12 protein-coding genes are annotated in these 17,040 nt (G+C 66.1%); 5 read left to right on the top strand and 7 right to left on the bottom strand.

The window, feature by feature from the left end; all coding sequences use genetic code 11:
* Nucleotides 1-43: 43 nt before the first annotated feature.
* Nucleotides 44-1,969 (top strand): Nramp family divalent metal transporter, encoded by a 1,926-nt coding sequence (locus tag AC1HIY_RS11040; RefSeq protein ID WP_479576791.1) that lies wholly within the window; start codon nucleotides 44-46, stop codon nucleotides 1,967-1,969.
* A gap of 103 nt (nucleotides 1,970-2,072) precedes the next feature.
* Here the strand turns inward: AC1HIY_RS11040 and AC1HIY_RS11035 are convergent, their stop codons facing one another.
* From AC1HIY_RS11035 to AC1HIY_RS11025, 3 genes are all read right to left on the bottom strand, one after another.
* Nucleotides 2,073-3,269 (bottom strand): ATP-grasp domain-containing protein, encoded by a 1,197-nt coding sequence (locus AC1HIY_RS11035; protein WP_479576790.1) that lies wholly within the window; start codon nucleotides 3,267-3,269, stop codon nucleotides 2,073-2,075.
* A 176-nt stretch (nucleotides 3,270-3,445) separates the two neighbouring features.
* A complete protein-coding gene (locus tag AC1HIY_RS11030; protein WP_479576789.1) occupies nucleotides 3,446-6,997 on the bottom strand; it encodes a right-handed parallel beta-helix repeat-containing protein in 3,552 nt (1,183 codons plus the stop codon).
* Nucleotides 6,998-7,378: 381 nt separating this feature from the next.
* Nucleotides 7,379-8,617, bottom strand: a complete 1,239-nt coding sequence (locus AC1HIY_RS11025; protein WP_479576788.1) for an MFS transporter — start codon at nucleotides 8,615-8,617, stop codon at nucleotides 7,379-7,381.
* A 201-nt stretch (nucleotides 8,618-8,818) separates the two neighbouring features.
* Here AC1HIY_RS11025 and AC1HIY_RS11020 point away from each other — a divergent pair, with 201 nt between their 5' ends.
* The 3 genes from AC1HIY_RS11020 to AC1HIY_RS11010 all read left to right on the top strand — a co-directional run bounded on the left by AC1HIY_RS11020 (nucleotide 8,819) and on the right by AC1HIY_RS11010 (nucleotide 11,807).
* Nucleotides 8,819-9,259, top strand: a complete 441-nt coding sequence (locus AC1HIY_RS11020; protein WP_479576787.1) for a hypothetical protein — start codon at nucleotides 8,819-8,821, stop codon at nucleotides 9,257-9,259.
* A 254-nt stretch (nucleotides 9,260-9,513) separates the two neighbouring features.
* Nucleotides 9,514-10,521 (top strand): M48 family metalloprotease, encoded by a 1,008-nt coding sequence (locus tag AC1HIY_RS11015; RefSeq protein ID WP_479576786.1) that lies wholly within the window; start codon nucleotides 9,514-9,516, stop codon nucleotides 10,519-10,521.
* Nucleotides 10,522-10,571: 50 nt separating this feature from the next.
* Nucleotides 10,572-11,807, top strand: a complete 1,236-nt coding sequence (locus tag AC1HIY_RS11010) for a M48 family metalloprotease (RefSeq protein ID WP_479576785.1) — start codon at nucleotides 10,572-10,574, stop codon at nucleotides 11,805-11,807.
* 31 nt (nucleotides 11,808-11,838) lie between these two features.
* Here the strand turns inward: AC1HIY_RS11010 and AC1HIY_RS11005 are convergent, their stop codons facing one another.
* The 3 genes from AC1HIY_RS11005 to AC1HIY_RS10995 form a co-directional block, all read right to left on the bottom strand.
* Nucleotides 11,839-12,048 (bottom strand): type II toxin-antitoxin system HicB family antitoxin, encoded by a 210-nt coding sequence (locus AC1HIY_RS11005; RefSeq protein ID WP_479576784.1) that lies wholly within the window; start codon nucleotides 12,046-12,048, stop codon nucleotides 11,839-11,841.
* A 311-nt stretch (nucleotides 12,049-12,359) separates the two neighbouring features.
* Nucleotides 12,360-14,843, bottom strand: coding sequence for a zinc-dependent metalloprotease (locus AC1HIY_RS11000; RefSeq protein ID WP_479576783.1), 2,484 nt, complete (start codon nucleotides 14,841-14,843; stop codon nucleotides 12,360-12,362).
* 246 nt (nucleotides 14,844-15,089) lie between these two features.
* Nucleotides 15,090-16,409 (bottom strand): type IX secretion system plug protein, encoded by a 1,320-nt coding sequence (locus AC1HIY_RS10995; protein WP_479576782.1) that lies wholly within the window; start codon nucleotides 16,407-16,409, stop codon nucleotides 15,090-15,092.
* Between the two features lie 65 nt (nucleotides 16,410-16,474).
* Between AC1HIY_RS10995 and AC1HIY_RS10990 the strand changes: the two genes are divergently transcribed.
* The gene (locus tag AC1HIY_RS10990; RefSeq protein ID WP_479576781.1) at nucleotides 16,475-16,624 is read left to right on the top strand and encodes a hypothetical protein; all 150 of its coding nucleotides are present in this window, start codon (nucleotides 16,475-16,477) and stop codon (nucleotides 16,622-16,624) included.
* Between the two features lie 107 nt (nucleotides 16,625-16,731).
* Here the strand turns inward: AC1HIY_RS10990 and AC1HIY_RS10985 are convergent.
* On the bottom strand, nucleotides 16,732-17,040 hold a 309-nt coding region (locus AC1HIY_RS10985), incomplete at its 5' end, for a hypothetical protein (protein ID WP_479576780.1).

Below are 17,040 nucleotides of genomic sequence, written 5' to 3'. Positions count from 1 at the left end.
GTAGTGACGGCCGATTTCCGTCGCGGGCCCATGCGAAGTGCTCATGGGAAAGAAGCTTCCACCCGACTCGGACCGTCGCTCGTTGTCCGAGGTGTACGAGACGATCGAGGTGCCCACGCGTGGGCCGGGCTGGCGGCGGTGGCTGGCCGTCGCCGGTCCGGCGCTGATGGTGGCCGTCGGCTACATGGACCCGGGCAACTGGGCCACCGACCTGGCGGCCGGAAGCCGGTACAACTACGCCCTGATCTGGGTGTTGTTGATGTCGAACGTGATGGCGATCCTCCTCCAGAGCCTGGCGGCGCGGCTGGGCATCGCCCGACGCCGCGACCTGGCGCAGGCCTGCCGGGAAGCGTTCCCGCCGCTGGTCAACATCCCGCTCTACGTCCTCGCCGAGATCGCCATCACGGCGACGGACCTGGCCGAGGTCATCGGCTCGGCCATCGCGCTGGAGCTCCTCTTCGGCCTGCCGCTGCTCTACGGCGTGCTCATCAGCGGCTTCGACGTGCTGCTCTTGTTGATGCTCTCGCACTATGGCATCCGCAAGCTCGAAGCGCTCATCCTCTCGCTCGTGGGCACCATCGGCATCGCCTTCCTGGTCGAAATCTTTCTGGCGCAGCCGGACTGGGGCGGCATCGCCCGGGGCATGGTCCCCACGCTCCCCGACGCGACCGCCCTCTACATCGCCATCGGCATCCTCGGCGCGACCGTGATGCCGCACAACCTGTACCTGCACACGTCGCTCGTGCAGACGCGTAAGATCGGCGACACCCCCGAGGCGCGCCGGCAGGCCATCCGCCTCAACACCCTTGACTCGGCCATCTCCCTCAATCTGGCCTTTTTCATCAACGCGGCGATCATGGTGATGGCGGCGGCCGTCTTCTTCCGGCACGGGCTCTACGAGATCGCCGAGATCGCCGACGCCCACCGGTTGCTGGAGCCGATCCTCGGCACGACCATCGCGCCGATCGCCTTTGCCGTGGCGCTGCTGGCCTCCGGGCAGAGCTCGACCATCACCGGCACGCTGGCCGGGCAGATCGTCATGGAGGGCTTCCTCAACATCCGCATCCGTCCCTGGCTCCGGCGGCTGATCACGCGGATGCTCGCCATCATCCCGGCGGTGGCGGTCATCCTGATCTACGGTGAAGGAGCCACCGGCGAACTGCTGGTGCTCAGCCAGGTGGTGCTCTCGCTCCAGTTGCCCTTCGCCGTCATCCCGCTGATCCAGTTCGTCGCGGACCGGAAGCGCATGGGTGCGTTCGCCATCCGGTGGCGTCTGGCCGGAGCCGCGTGGGTCGTTGCCGGGCTGATCGTGGCGCTCAATGCCTGGCTGGTCGTCAGCGAGTTGAGCGGATGGATCGCGGCGGCGGGCGAGGCGGCCTGGGAACGAAAGCTGCTGACGTTCCCGCTGGTGGCGGCCATTGGCCTCCTGCTGCTCTACATCACGTTCCGCCCGCTGTACTATCGGTTCCGCACCCGCACGCCCGGGCGCACCGGCGTGCACCGGCGGCCCGCGCCCACCGAACCGCTCCCGCCCCCCACGCCCTATCGCGCCATCGCCGTGGCCCTGGACTTTTCCGGCGGCGAAAAGCGCCTGCTCGCAGAAGCCCGCCGGATGGGCGAGCCGGGGAAGACGAAGATCTACCTGCTCCACGTCGTCGAGAGTCCCGTGGCGCGCGTTGCCGGGCTGGAAGCCGCCGATCGCGAGACGATGACCGACCGCGCCTGGCTCGAACAGTATGCCCGCGCGCTCCGGGCGGCCGGCTTCGAGGTCTCGTGCGCGTTGGGCGCGGGCGACCCCGTAAAAGAGCTGGAGCGGCTCGTCGAATCCTCGGGAGCGGAACTGCTCATTATCGGTTCGCACGGCCACCGGGGCCTCGCCGATGTGGTCCACGGCAGCACCGTGACGGCCCTGCGCCATCGCATCTCGGCGAACGTGCTCATCGTCCCGCTCGACGAGTCCCGAGGATAAGCCGTTCGTCACTCACCGGGCGCACGGGCACGCTTGCATGAACCACAAGCGACGAAAGGCGCATCGGGCCACCGGGTACGATGCGCCTACCTGCTTCGCAGCCTCAGTCGGGAGCGTGTTCGAGCGGGGGCTGCCATGCCAGAAAGTCCGCGGCGAAACGCGGGACGTAGGCTTCGATGAGCGCCTCCACCCGCGCCAGGTCCGGCGACGCCACCACGAGGCCGGCATGGTGCTTCTTCTTCAGCCGCCAGACGACCTCCGGGGCGTCATACACGGAGAGGTCCGGCCACGCCTGCTGCGCAAGGCACACGATCAGCCCCGCATAATCGCGGCGGGTCTCGGGCAGGCGATACGGCTCGCCGCGCGCGTGTGCGACCTCCACGCGGGCCCACTCTTCCCACGGGTTCACCCCGCGCGCCTCCTCGATCAGCCGGTCGATGCCCGCCCCGCCCACACGCGCCGCCACTTCGAGGAAATAATATTGCCCTTCGTGCGCGATGAACTCGGCGTGCGCGACGCCGCGCGCCATCCCGAAGGCCTCGAGCAGGCGGCGGTTGTGCGCGAGCACCGCTTCGGTCTCCGGCGCGTCGTGCGGCATCGAGCGGGAGACGAAAACGCCGCCGCCCTGATACACGTTCAGCGGCGGCTGCCCGTACTGTTGCGCCGAAGCAAACACGACCTCTCCCTCCCACACGACCGAGTCCACGTGATGCACCGAGCCGGGGAGGAAGCGCTCCAGGAGGTAGTGCGACTGCCGGTCTCCGAGTCTTTCGAGCAGGGGCCACAGTTCGTCGGGGCCGTGGAGCTTGTGGATGCCCATGGCGCTCGCCTCGGCGCGGGGCTTGAGCACCCACGGCGCAGGCGTCCGCTGCATGAACGCGCGGATCTCGTCATAGTTGAGCACGTGGACGAAGTCGGGCACGGCGATGCCGGCGTCGCGGGCCGCCGTGCGCATGGCGAGCTTGTCGCGGAAGTGACGGCCCGTCGTCTCGCCCATGCCGGGCACGCGCAGGTGCTCGCGGAGCGCGGCGGCGGTCTCCATGTCGAACTCGTCGAGCGCGACGATGCGGTCGATCCGGCGGGTGCGCGCCAGATAGCTGACGGCGTACGTGACGTCCGGCTGCCGGTGGAGGTCCGGCATGAGGAAGCGCTCGTCGATGCTTTCCATCGGCCACGGCGCGTCGGCAAGCTTCTCCCGGGTGAGGAGGATCACGTGCGCGCCCGCGCGCTTCGCGGCTTCGAGAAAACGCTCGCCTTTGAGATAGCTTGCGAGGCAGAGAAGGGTGACCGGACGACTCATGCGCAAATCATGCCCGCGTGGAGGATACGCCGCGAAAACGGCCCGCGCCCCTCCGCATCGACGCTTCCGCATCGACGGTGTGGGTCGTCAGGCGCGCTCAATATCGAAGACGCGGAAATGTAATGCCAACGTACGCTTCTTTTTAACGGAAAGATTGCGAAGCCGCATGACGACGTCTATTTGAGCACGGTCAGCGAGCGCGTGGCAACGAAGTTTTCTCCACGCATCCGATAGAGGTATGCGCCGCTCGGCAGCCCGCGCGCATCGAACACCACGTCGTACGTGCCCGGCGCCTTCACGGCGTCGACGAGCAGAGCCACCTCCCGCCCCAGCACGTCGAACACGGCCAGCCGCACCCGCCCCGACTTCGGAACCTCGTACCGGATTGTCGTGACGGGGTTGAAGGGGTTGGGATAGTTTGGGAAAAGCGCATACGTATCCGGGATCTCCTCTCCCGCTTCGGAGGCCACCCCACTGACCACCTCGAAGCACATCGAAAACTCCGACGTATCTCCGGTCCCGTCGTTCGTAGCCGTGGCGGTGACGTACTGGCCGAGAGCCACCGTACTGTCCACCGTGACGGAGAACGCGGCGATGCCCGTGGCATCGGTCGAGATGGAGGTTTCGCCGAGGAAGCGCGCGCCCTCGCCGTGATCCGAGGCGTCACAGGCGTCGCCGGCGAAGAATTGCACGAGGAAGGACGTGTTCGCCACGCCGTCGAGTATGCCGTCGAGGGCCGAACTGTTGGCGATGAGTGCGCTCGTGATCACGGGGAAGTTCTGGAGGAGGTTCGCCCCGTCGTCGCCGTCGCCGTCGTCGTTCGCCGTCAGGCCGTCGTCGCCGAGATCGATGCCGAGACCACCGTTGCCCTCGAAGGTATTGTGGGTGATGCGGTTGCCCGTGCCCGAGGCCACGGCCACGCCGGGACCGCCGTTGCCGGTGAAGGCATTGCCCGTTTCCAGGCTCCCGCCCACCGTATGGCCGCTCCCCTCGATGCGCAGCCCGGCGAGGCCGTTACCGGCGAACTCGCTCGCCGTCACGAGGACGCCGTCTCCCGCGAGCACGAGGCCGTTGTCGGGGAAGTTCTCGAAGCGGATGCCGTTGATGCCGCCGCCATCGCCCTCCATCACGAGCCCGTCGCACGGCGACGCACAACCCGAGCCGTCGAGTATCACGGCTGCCGCGCCCTTAGGGACACTCTCGAACTCGTCGAAGAAATACGTCCCGCTCACCGGCGGCAGAGACTCTATGATGCCGAAGCGCTCACTTACGAGTCCGATCGTCTTCTCATCAAAAACCACGTCGTCATTGAACAGCTCGATGGCCTGACGAAGCTCTCCCTCGGTGATGACCGGCAACCGCTTATCCGCATCGAGCACGCCGAAAGGCGTTTCCGTCCGGGTCGTTTCCACCGCGTTGTCGGCCGCGCACGTAATCGACCAGGCGCTTACGCTGCCCGACTCGAAGCCGTCGGCGAAGATGGGCGCCTCGAACACGGCTCCGTCGCCCAGAAAAAGGATGGCACAGCGTTCCAAGTCGTCGAGGCACGGATCCACCTCCTCATTGCCGAAAAGGTCCCGCAACCGATCCACTTCCGGCGAGCCCGCGTCGAAGGGATCGAGCGTAAACGAGCCGCCGTCCGACACCGTGAAGGTGAGGTCGTCCGGGTGATCGATACCGATGAGGCACTCGGCTCCAATCAACGGATCGTCCGAAGCGGAGAGCACAAGTTCGATTTCAAACGGATCGCCCGCCAGAATGAGGGGATTGCTTGCCGTCGTCACGTTCACGGTCGTCGGGGCGATCAGGCGTCGGAACTGGAGAGGAACTATCAGCGGCCTCTCCGTGGTGGCGTTGAGCGAACCCGGGACCTCGATGAGCACGTGCCATTGCCCGATCGCCAGCCCCGGCGTCAACAGGCCCGGGTTGACCTCAACACTCACCACCCCGTCGGTGATGCTCGGTGAGACGAGCGTCACCCCTTCGGGGCCGTCCAGCGTCGCCGTGCCGTCCGAAACCGGCAGGCCAAACTGATCGACTACCTGAAGGTCTACAAGCACGACCTCTGAATCGAAGAAGCTCTCGACGACGAACGGCGGATCGGAGATGATGAACGGCGCATCCAGGTTGTTGCCTTCGGGCAGGCTCACGGTGCGGCACGTCTCGTTGTCCGATTTGAAGAAGGGCGGCGGATTGGAACGCAGGTCGTCGAGCAGAACCGTCTGCGGGGGCCCGCCCGGCATCAGGATCTCAACGGGACTGTCGGGGGCGCACCCTTCGGGGAGGTTGAGCGTGATATCCGTCGGCGCGTTGTCGAGATACGTCACGGCCGGGACGGCGCACGGCTCCTGGAGCTGATCCACGCCGAAGATAATGACCGTGTTGTGTTCCTGGACGAAGTTGTCGCGCTGATCGAAGAGGAACACCTCGAACTGGACCGAACCGGGCGGCCCGGTCACGGTGATGAGTTCCTCGGTGTGCGTGACCGGGATTGCGATTTCGGGGAAGAGGTCCTGCAGCACGTTGCCCGTGGTCTGAATGGCGGGGCCGGGCAGGAGTTCGGGAAGGATCAGATCTTCCGTAATATTGCCCATGTGCGTCTCCTCCAGAAGGTTTCCGTCGAGGTCGAAGACGCGGAGGGGGCCCCACTGTGCATCGACTTCGGGGTGCACCTTGGTCTCGTCCAGAATCGTGAGGCCGGGATAGGTTGCGGGAAGGGTATTGTTTACCACGTACGCGAACTGCCCGCAGACGTCGGCGAACTCGGTGTCGCCGCCGCCCACCGGCATGAGGTCGACCGAGGCATTGACCGTGCGCTCGTTGCACGACCCGTCGGCGCACGCGCCGAAGCTGTTGACGGCCATGCCGAAGACGCCGATCTCGCCGGGTTCGAGGACGAAGGTGCCCTCGACGAGGCCGGGATCGTCGGAGAGCGGGTCGCCGAGGATGCGCTCAAAGGGCAACGCCTCCGTGAAGATTGCCGCCGGGAAGACGTCGCCGTTGTCGTTCGAGATGCGGTAGACGCCGCTGTCGTACGCGGTCTCGTCGTCGGTGAAGCCATCGGCCAGCCCGGCGATCTGCCGCCCCTCGCTGTCGATATGGAACGTGGCCGTATGCGAGAGGTCGTTGTTCTCCATACGGAAGAAAACGTAGCCCTGATCTCCCTGGTGAAACGTGATGAGTCCGGGTGTTTCTTCATCGGGCTGGATCTGCTCGATATGGACGCGAGGAACCGTCTCGTCGTCGGGGCTCGGATCGACGAGACAGATGTCCGAGTCGCCGGTGCCCGCGAGCACGCCCCCGCCCGCTCCACCGCCAAAGGTCACCGAATACGTGCCCATGATGGTGCAGGTGGAGGCCGGGGCGCCGGCAGGTATGACGAAGGGCAGAGAACCGCCCGGCACCGGCTGCGTGCCGGGAAGCGTCGGGGTGGCCACGATGCTCGTTTGCGGGGCAATGGCGAAAGTGGCTCCACCGCCGGCAGGCGTACACGTCGCCTCCAGCGTCACCTCGGCGGCCGTCGGCTGTGCACAGGAGCTCGGGTTGAGCACGTCCCACGAGACGAAGGGCAAGACGCCGACCGGCGCCGTGAAGGAGGCTCCACCGGGCGGGATCACCACCCCTCCCGGCACGAACTTGGCCAGGTAGATGGTCTGCGGACAGCTGGGCGGGACGGGACTGCCGAAACACGCCCATATGACGGTTACGACGCCCAGTACCAGAACCATGGAGGTAGGAACGATCAGAAGTGCTTTCTTGGCATACATGGGACACCTCTCCGAATCTGGGTGGAGGGCATCCTTGACCGATCACAACGGGGCCTCTTCCACACTCGTCCGCACCTCTCCCCTTCGAAACCTGACGAGGATGCACCTGAACGAAGAAATGGAGACAACGAGATAAGCTAATCCCAAGGGCCGCCCGCGTGCACGATGAGCACAAAAGCCGTTGGGGGCCGGATGAGTACATGGAGATGAGGGGAAGCCTGATTACCCTTTTCTCGATCTGGGATATGCTTCCCCTATCGCGGCATAATTCCAATGTGGACCCATCCTCTCCTCCCTGACAACAGCCCTAACATACATGAACGGAGGATCAATTTCAACGCCTCATCGGCGGCCCGAGGCCATACGGGCCGCTTCGGGCAGGCGGCGGAGGCGCTGCATGCTCCAGATGCCGAAGGCCGGTCCGAGGGCAAGCGCCGCGAAGGCCCATCGCCAGCCGACGAGCTCGACCAGCGGCGGGACGATGCGGATCGAGACGAGGGTGATGAGGAAGCCGACGCTCGTCTGCACCGTCAGCGCCGTGCCCACATAGCGCGGGTCGCCCAGCTCGCTGACGGCAGCGCTGAACTGCGCGCTGTCGGCGACGACGGCAAAGCCCCACACGAGGCACAGGGCCGTGAGCAGCGCCGGTTGGTCGAAGAAGAAGCCGACGGTGAGCGCGCACGCCCCGGAGATGACGAGGCTCCACGTGGTGACGGTGGTGCGCCCGAGACGGTCGGCGAGACGGCCCGCGAGCACGCTGCCCACCCCCCCGACGGCGATGACGGCGAAGCCCGCCAGACGCGCGGCCTGCTCACTCCACCCCGCCTGACGGTAGCTCATGAGAAGCATCAGCGGCGCCCACGCCCACATCGCATAAAGCTCCCACATATGGCCGAAATAGCCGAAGTTGGCCAGACGAGACGGGAGGTCCCGGAGCCCGGCGGCGGCGTTCCGCCAGTCGAAGCGCATCGCCCGGCCCACGTACGGCCCGACCTTGACGAGCCCCGCCACCAGCGCCGCGCCGACGACGGCCTGCACGGACGTGGCGTAGAGCACCGAGCGCCACGGAGGGAGCCCGCCTTCCGGCCCGAGCCACGACAACGCCCCGAGCAGATGCGGCATCGCCGAGCCGACGGTGAGCGCGCCCACGAGCACCCCGATCCACAGCCCCCGGTCGGCTTTGCTCCATGAGGCGACGAGCTTCATCCCCGGCGGATAGACGCCCGCCAGCGTCATGCCGGTGAGGAATCGCAGGCCGAGCGCCGTCTCCGGACCCCCGGCGAAACGGGCGATGGCGGCGTTGCACACGGCCCCCGCCAGCGCACTCGCCGCCACGAAATACTGCGCCGGGATGCGGTCGGGCAGGTTCAATGCCGCGCTCAGAAGCGCCCCGACCACGAAGCCGATCTGCACGCTCATCGTCATCCACGACTGCTGGCTGCCGCTCAAGCCCCACTCCGCCGTGAGCTGCGGCACCACCGCCGAGGCCGAGAACCACAGCGCCATCGTCAGAAGCTCGGCAAAAGCGAGCAACGTGAGGTTCTTCCACTTGCGGCGCGCGTCTATGGTGGGAGGCTGCATGGCATCTCGTTCGGATGAACCGCCAGTATACGCACACCGCGGCGTCCTGTCGAGACCGGCGGGCATGTGGCGTCTTTCGTGAAAAAACAGTATCGTTTACCGTACTTCTCCGCCCGGCGCAGTGGTCCTCGCCCTTTCCCGGCGCATCTCCGGGCCTGCCGCATCCCTCGCCCGCCTTTTCGGATCCTCCCGGAACGCGTCATGCTCACGAAAACGCGCGCTCAGAAGCGCCTGGCTACGCTCTGGTTCGTCGCCGCCGGACTCCTTTTCCTCCTCCTGTTGTTGCAGACCTTTTTCGGGCGTTACGGCGACCAGACCCGGGAAGCCTGGAGCTGGTTTCTGCCCACGATCATGCCGTCGCTCTCGCTCATCGCCGGCGTGGTGGTCTCCGATGCGATGGGCCGCAGCGACCCGAAGGCCACCGTCGATCCCTTCGCGTTTCGGGTGGCGTTCCTCCTCTCGGCGGCCTACCTCGTCATCGTCAGCCTGACGGTGCTTTTGAGCCCGTTCTCGCCCCTCTCCCAGCTTGAACTGATGGAGCTCTCGAACCTCTGGCTCGGTCCTCTGCAGGGGCTCGTCGGCGGCGTGCTCGGCTTTTTCTTCGTGAGCCGCCCGAAGACCCCGCCGACGTCTCCGGGGTGAAACGGCCTCAGGGATGGACCGGCCGACTCGCCCTCATCCCCCATCCGAACGAAGGAGCTTCAAAGGAGCCCCGCCTTCCGACCGTTCATCTCCGGCCCCGCATAGACCTTTTTCTCCGACGTAGCTTATTAAAACAAAAATATTTAGATTGAACCCATCCATTCCGGCGGCGGTATTTTTTTCGGCAGTTCCTTCCCGCACGCCCCCGTCCGTTCGCACGCATACGCATCGTTCTTTTATTGAGGATCTCCGTTATGAAACCGACCCTTGCCATGCTGGCATTCCTCGTCTGCACGACCTCTTCCGCCGTCGCTCAGGAACGCATCGTGATCGGCGAGGCTTGCAGTTATTACGGAGACACAATCTCGGGCGCGTTGTACGGCTTCGGCTCCGACCAGGAGGCCGAGCAGGCGATCGCCCGCATCATGAAGTTCACCGGACTGCCGCAGAACTTCACCATCAAGGCCGCCAACGTGCCCAACGCCGCCGCCGTCATCCGCGACACCCGGCGGCTGATTCTCTATAACCAGACGTTCATGGAGCGCGTGCGGCAGACCACGAACACGGACTGGGCCGCCATCAGCATCCTCGCCCACGAGATCGGCCACCACCTCTCCGGGCACACCCTCGAAGCCGGAGGCAGCCGCCCGGAAACCGAGCTTCAGGCCGACCGCTTCTCCGGGTACGTCCTCTATAAGATGAGCGCGACGCTCGAACAGGCGCAGGCCGCCATGGAGACCATGACGAGCGAGGGCGGCAGCGCCACGCACCCGCCCAAATCCGCGCGCCTCGCCGCCATCGCCAACGGGTGGGTCGAATCCCGCGACCAGAACAGCCGGGATGCCGACCCGGCCTCGTCCGCCGCCCGTACGGACGACCCGCCGCCCCGCGAACGTCGCGCCGACACGCGAGAGAACCCGGAGGTGGTCGGTGAGGGTTCGTTTCCGGCGGAGCCGCCCGGCAATGCTTTCGTCGCCCGGTGCACGTTTCAGGATGGGAGCATGTCCTTCGTCACTGCCGACGGCGACATCATGATGAACTATCTGGGCACGACGATCAACGTCGGCAGGCAGGCGCCCTCGAACGACCCGCGCATCGCCTGGCTCTACGTCCTCCAGTCCGACAACCCGACGGTGGCCGCCTATCTGAACCTCATGGGCCTGACGGGGCTGACCTACGCCGTGGACCACGACGGCGTCATATGGGGGCAGAATGCCTGGGGACAGCTCGTGCAAATGGGCCGCGTGACGTACACGAACTGAGCCGGGGCCGGACGCCTGTTCCTTATTCCCTACCTCAACCGAACAACCGTATGAAGCCCCTCTCGGCCTGTCTCTGGATCGGACTTCTGACCGCCTCGTCGGCGCTCGCGCAGGATCGCGTGACGCTCGACGCCTTCTGCAATTATTACGGCCGACCGTTCGAGGATGCCGTCTATTCCTTCTCCGCCGACCGGGAGGCGGAGGAAGTGGTGGATCGCATCCTGAACGTCGTGAGCCTGCCGCAGAACTTCACCGTGATGGCCGCGAACGTGCCGAACGCTTCCGCCGTGGTCAGCGACGGCAAGCGGCGGCTGCTGTACAACCAGTTCTTCATCCGGTCCGCCGGAGCCGACGACGATGCGGGATGGGCCGCCGTGCGCGCGCTCGCCCACGAGATCGGCCACCTCCTCCTGAACCACAGTCTCGACACGGCTCCCGAGCGCCCCCTCGAAGAGCTCGAAGCCGACGACTTCTCGGGCTATGTGCTGGCCCGCCTCCGCGCCTCGAAACGCCAGGCCGTCGCCGGGATGGACACGCTCGCCGTCGCCCACGCACGCCCGACGCATCCCGCACGCCCGCTTCGGTTGAACGCCATCCGGGAAGGATGGGACAAAGCCTCGGCATCGACCGGGCATTACTTCGGCTTCGAGGCCGCCGACGCCTCAGCGGAACCCGCCGAGGAGGCTTTCCCCGCCTTTCCCTGGCCCCCGCCGAAAGCCTCCGCCTTCACCGCCGTGGGCCTCGACCTCCTCACCCGCGACGCTCCGGCTCCCACCCTGCAGACCCTCGCCGACCGGCTGGAGGCCGCGCTCGAAGCGGCGGGCTACGGCGAACGAAGCTATTATGCCGTGCCGGGCGGCTTCGCCCTCGTCGCACGAATGGAGCAGATCCACCCGGACGGAACGCCCAAAAAAGCGCCGGATCGCTGGTCGATGGCGGTCCGTGCGATGAACCGCTTCTCGCTGACGGAATACTTCAAGGCGCTCTTCCGGGGCACGCCCGGCCGCTTCCGCGTCCTCGTCTTCGTCGTCACCCCGCATCCGTTCACGCAGGCGGACGTGGAGGTCGGCGTGCGTGAGGGGCGTGCCTGGCTCACCGGCGGGATGAACGCCCTGCCGCCGTCCATCGGCGCGCGCGCCCGGCCGGAGGACGTCCGGTGCACCGCGCTGATCTACACCTTCGAGCGCCCCGCCGCCGACGCGAGCGTCGCCTTCGAGGACCCGAGCCCCCTCACCGGCAAAACGCACCTCGAGAAGGCCCGGCTGTGGGCGGCGCTCCGGGAATGACGCGGCGGAGGATCGTGCGTGTCCCCCATGACTACGCCACGATGATCCGTTGCGTGCCCACAAACTCGGTTTCAACCGGCGGCATATCCTCTTCGAGCAGCATTTCGATCACTTCTTTCAGATTCCGGCGTAGTTCGTCAAGCGTTTCACCCTGAGCATGCGCTCCGGGAAAGCCGGGCACGTAGCCTACGTAAAGACCGGTATCTTTGTCTTTTTCAATGACGGCAGTGAAGGTTTTCATGGCTGCAATCGTTTCCGCTTATCTCTCGGGAGTCACGGGGCATCAATCTCAGAGCGACCGAATCGTTTTGCGGAGCCTCCGGGCGCTTAGTGCTCGGCGCGCGTAAGGGACGGGCCTCAGAGCTTGCGCGTCCCGACGAGGTGGCCGCGCCCGTGCTCGTCCACGCGAACGCGGAGGGCGTGCACAGGCTTCTCGCGCGGGTCGAAGGCGCCGGTCGGTGGCATCCCCCAAAAAGACCGGGGTTCGAGGTGCGAAGCGTGATGCCTCGCATCCCGAACCCCGGATGCCTTCGCTCGAACGTTGCGTCGGGATCAATCGTCCGCGTCGAGGATCTCGTCGATGCGGGCGACCACGTCTTCGAGGTGGAGGCGGGTCATGTGGTCCTGTGTGCGGCGGAGGGCGCGGGTGACGTCGCGGCGGAGCGTCTGAAGCTCACCGCGCACGAGCGCCCGGATGTCGGACTGGCTCACGTCCACGGGGGTGAAGCCGAAGAACGCCCGGAAGGCCGGCGGCGGAGGCGTGATCTCCTGCGTCATAAGGTACTCGAGCCGTTCGAGGTAGCCCCGCTGGAGGTTGCGCCGGTACGGGTCGATGCCGCCGCGCCCGAGTTCCCGCCACAGTCCTTCGCGCAGTTCGCCCAGCATCTCGGCGCTCGTATACGTGTCGTCGCCCATCATGGCCTCGGCTTCGATCAGGCGCGCCATGCGCTGCGGGTCGAGGATCATGTTGACGAGGCCCACCTGCAGACGCCGCACGCGCTCGAGCGCGCCGGCGTGTTCGATGCGGCGGAGGATGTCTTCGTCGAGCATCCACGACGGCGTCAGGAACGCCTCCTGCTGGAGGAAGGCCATCGCCGCGCGCTGCCGCTCTTCCGGGACCGGTTCGTACACCACGCCCTCCTGCTCATACGTCTTGTACGTCTCGTAGACGCCCCCGATGTTGCGCGCCACGTGGCCCATGTACCGGTTCCACTGCCCGACCACCTGGCCGTAGAGCTCGTTCAGATCGTCGTAGTTCTTCCCGTTCTCCTCCGTCCACGCGATCAGGTTCGGCACGATGCGCCGGAGGTTGGCCAGCCCGTACTCGCTCGCCTTCACGGGGTCGTCGCCGAGGTCCTCGTTCTGCGCGCGCGGGTCGATGCGGGCGCCGGTCTGTCGTCCGTAGAAATAGCGGGGGTCGTCGGCGTGGGCGAGCACCCACTCGTTGAGGATCGGGCGTTCGGCCTCGGCGTCGGCGGCTTCGGGGATGGGCCGGTAGCCCCAGCGGACGGCCCACTTGTCGTACTCGCCGAGGCGCGGCATGAAGTTCGTCACGCCGTCGCCGGGCTGGGCGATATAGTTGAAGCGGGCGTAGTCCATGATCGAGGGCGCCGTGCCGTGCGTGGCGGTAAAGGTCGGCGAGCGGAGCGAATCGACCGGGTAGGCGACGCTCGATCCCCAGTTGTGCGGCAGTCCGATGGTGTGCCCCACCTCGTGCGCGGCGACGAAACGGATGAGCCGGCCCATCACCTCATCCTCGAACTCGACCCCGCGCGCCTCCGGGTTCACGGCCGCCGTCTGCACGAAGTACCAGTTCCTGAGCAGGTTCATCACGTTGTGATACCACCCGATGTCGCTTTCGAGGATCTCGCCCGAACGCGGATCGTGGACGTGCGGACCGAAGGCGTTCTGCACGGGGGAGGAGAAGTACCGGATCACCGAATAGCGCACGTCTTCGGGGCTGAACTCCGGGTCCTCCTCGGGGGTCGGGGGGTCTTTGGCGATGATGGCGTTCTTGAAACCCGCCTCGGCAAAAGCCGCGTTCCAGTCCTCGACGCCCTGTTTGAGGTACGGCCGCCACTTCATCGGCGTGGCCGGGTCGAGATAATAGACGATGGGCTTGACCGGCTCGACGAGTTCGCCGCGCGCCCACGCCTCGGGGTCGCTCGGCTCCAGGCGCCAGCGCGTGATGTAGCACCGCTCTTCGGCCTTCTGGCTGTCGCTCGCATAGTCGGTCATCGTCACGCTGAAGAAGCCGACGCGCTCGTCGCAGCGGCGGGGCTTCATCGGCGTTTCCGGCAACAGGATCATCGACTGGTTCATTTCGAGTGAGATCGCGCCCGTGGAGGCCTCCGTGGGGGGAGCCGAGGCGTCGTACGTGAGCACGTGCCGCACCTCGATGTTCCGGGGATAACTCTTCGCCCACGCGATGTACGTGCGGCTCTTGTCCAGACGGCGCACCTTGTATTGATCCCGGCGAAACTTCTGGAGGCCGAGCGCCGGCACGTCTTCGGTGAACAACCCCGTCACGTCGATGACCGAGCCCGTCGAGTCCTCGTTGAGCGTCTCGACGTCGAACGCCCGGATGATCGGCTCGAAGTTCGAGTTGCGGACGGCCTGATAGATCGGGTCCTCCTCGTCGGCTACGTTCTCGAAGCTGACGATGCGGAGGAGGATCTTTTTGCCCTGTTTTTGCCAGCGCACCACCTGCGTGTTCGCCTTCATCCCGCCGTAGCCGATGTTGTTCTCCGTCCGCGCGATGCGCGTGACGAGGAGCATCTCGCGGTCGAGCAGGCTGTCGGGGATCTCATAATAGTATTTCTCCTCGACGCGATGCACGTCGAAGAGGCCCTCGTCCGTCTCGGCCTCTTCCGTGATGACGTCGCGGTAGGTTTTGTCTTTCTTCTTTTTATCGCCGTTGGCTTTGGCGGCGGTTTGCGCGTCGGAGGGCGGCGGCGTTACGGGCTTCGTAGTTCGGCACCCGGCGAGGAGGACGACGCCGAGCAGAAGGGTGAAAAGGGTGCGTACGGGTGTCATGCGAGCGAGTGCTTGAGATGGATTGAAACAACGACGCACCGTCCGAACCCTTCGAGGAACGGTCGGCGCGGGCATAATCTACGAAAGAATGTGTGGGAGACAAGGCATACGGTTTGCCCTGAAGCCGTTGCGTTTCCCCCGCCGGACGACGGCGTGCGCCTTTCGAAATTCATGACCTGACTTCCCATACACAGGTGCGTCGATCCGGGGGGCCTTGTCGGAAAAAGCAGGGGCGCGCAGTCCTTTTCAGCGCACGAGGACGTTGTTCACGGCGAGGAGCCGGTCGGTGTGGAAGGTCAGGTCGGAGACGTACACGAGGACGGTGTACAGGTTTTCGAGGCGGGGCGCGGCGCCGGACTGCGCGCGGACGGCGCGGCGATCCGAGACGACGTACCGGTATTCGTACTGCCCCTGTTTGAGCAGCACGCGGCCTTCATACCGGCGTCGCTGCGGCGTCCATTCGAGGCTTGGCGCGCGGTCGACCGCCCATCCGTTGAAGCTCCCCGAGAGTTTCACCTCGCCCCGCATGGGCTGTTCGTTGAGCGGCACGTAGGCGAAGTGCGTCTCCACGTATTCGGCCTGAATGGCCGGCTCCGGCACGTCGCGCACGGCGGCGTCGACGATGATCTGCCCGTTGAGCAAAGGATCGAGGCCGGTTCCGGCAAAGCGGGCATAGTCCGGCTCGATGAACGCCTTGAAGGGGCGGCTCGTCAGGTCCGTCCGCTCGATGCGGCCGCCGACGCGGAGGCTGCCGAGGTCCACGAAATAGTCGGCCACCTCGGCCTCGAAGGCGGCGTCGGGCTGGAGATAGAACTGAAGGGCGGGCTGCCCGGCGAGGATGGGCCGGTCGGAGCATTTGGCGGCGTCGAAGCGGCCGTTCTTCACGAAGCACACGGTGTAGTCGAAGGCATTGCTCGGAGCCGACGGCGGCGGCGTGAAACGGGCCGTGGGCTGCACGGCGGGATACGAAGAGTTGCCCGTGAGCACGTTTTCGAGGCTGAAATCGACGCCCGTCGCCTGCTCGGTGACGAAGAAGGGGCGCTCGAAAAGCGGCTCGTCTTCCATCCCCTGCTCCGTCACGCGGAGGATGTAGTTTCCACTGAGGAGGAAGTCGATGTTCCCGTTCGGGAAGCGGTACGTATAGTGCGTGTACTCGACGTCCGTGGCCTGCGAGGGCTGATAGTTGAGCAGGTCGTCACGCTGAAAAGACGCCAGGTATTCCGCCGGGGAGAGGTCGCGTCGCCACTCGCGGTCGGCGTGGTAGAAATAGACCGAGAGGGGCCGGCCGCGCGTCTCGAGCACGTCGAAGGCAAGCGTGAGGGTCTGGCTCGATTGGAGGGCGACGATGGGCAGGCGACGCTCGTCGCCGGTGAGGTAGAGTTGCACGGTCCGCACGTCGTCGGCGTCGTGGACCCGGCGGGCGCCGGCCTCATGGCGGGGCGCGGCCTTCGCCGTGCGCTCGGTGCGCGCTTCGTCCGAGCGTCCGGCCTTCTTGCTCCCGGCGCACGCGGTCACGAGCGAGAGGATCAACGCGGTCAGGAGAATGAAACGAAGGCCTGCTCTCATATCGGTAGGGCGTTGGGGCGTTGGGAGATGATGGATTGGGACGTTATATCACCACTTCAGCATTTATGGACATGGTCGCCGGTTCGGCGCAAGCCAAAGCAGGCGGCTACATGCTTATCGTTAAAACATGCAGCCGCAGCCTTCAGGCTGCTTTTCTCCGCGAAATCATGCGCCATTGCATGCGAGAAATGGCATTAGAAGCTGTTTGGAATTGAGGAGCAGCGACCGTAGCCGAGCGAACGTTTCAACGAATAAACGCGCGAACGTTTTAGCGAAATAAGCCCCGTGCTCCCCCACATACCCGCGCCTCCCGTTCCCGGTTTCACGGCCGGGGCGTTCCGGCGCGGGTCGCTGCCGGGGCGGTCATGAGCCACCGCATCTTCGCGGCGAAGTCGTCGAGGCGGGCGGCTTCGTTGAGGTCGCCCACGTCGCGGTAGGCGCGGGCGGCGCGGCGGGCTTCGCGGGCGGCTGCGTCGAGGTCGCCGGCGCGGTGGAGGAAGGCGGCCCGCCATGCCGTCATCTGCCGCCGAACCCCTTCGCGGCGGGCGGGCGTAGCCGCCGGGGGTGCGGGGTCGGGGGACGCCCCGAGCAGGTCGGCCGCGCGCGCGTATCGGCCCGCCGCCGCCCACCG

It is taken from the genome of Rhodocaloribacter sp., assembly GCF_056451265.1.
The sequence above is the reverse complement of the archived record's forward strand: the minus strand, read 5'-3'. Positions and strand labels throughout refer to the sequence as shown.